At 38.8% G+C, this 556-nt stretch carries 1 protein-coding gene; it reads left to right on the forward strand.

The features are described from left to right. Positions 1-12: 12 nt before the first annotated feature. On the forward strand, positions 13-556 hold a 544-nt coding region (locus tag ABD296_RS50100; protein WP_344285764.1), incomplete at its 3' end, for an FUSC family protein.

Below are 556 nucleotides of genomic sequence, written 5' to 3' on the forward strand. Positions count from 1 at the left end.
GGTATTAATACCATGATGGGGCTGAACTTGCATAATGCTTACAGTATGGATGCAGTGTCTTATTTAGATAGCTCATTTGGTATGGTCATGGGCGTATTGGTGTCATTAGTCGTTATTGATGTTGTGCGTGCTATGTCACCCGATACCAGTGCAAACCGTATTTTGGCTTTACATTACCGTGCAATGCGCCAAGCCATATACATTCCTTATGGTATTGAATTTAAAGTTCACTTACGGGGGATGTTAGACCGTGTTGGTGTCTTAAATACTAAAATGGTTCAGTCAGAAGAGATTAAAAAATCTATTCAACAGGCTTTGGTTGAATCCAGTGCGATCATTGATTTAAGCCGACTACAAGAGCTAGCAAATCAAGTTCCGACATCTTCAGAATTGGCCCATCACATTGGCCGTTTGCAACAAGATTTAGATGAGCTGTTTAGAGCTAAAGAAAATGAAAAAGGTGAAAGTGATGTATTGGTACAGCACATTCACCAAACCTTATTTGAACTTAAACAACTTGCTTCAAATATTGAAGATATGACTCTGCGTCAAAGAT

Source organism: Actinomadura napierensis, assembly GCF_039529375.1.
In the GTDB taxonomy this organism is placed as follows: Bacteria; Actinomycetota; Actinomycetes; order Streptosporangiales; family Streptosporangiaceae; genus Spirillospora; species Spirillospora napierensis.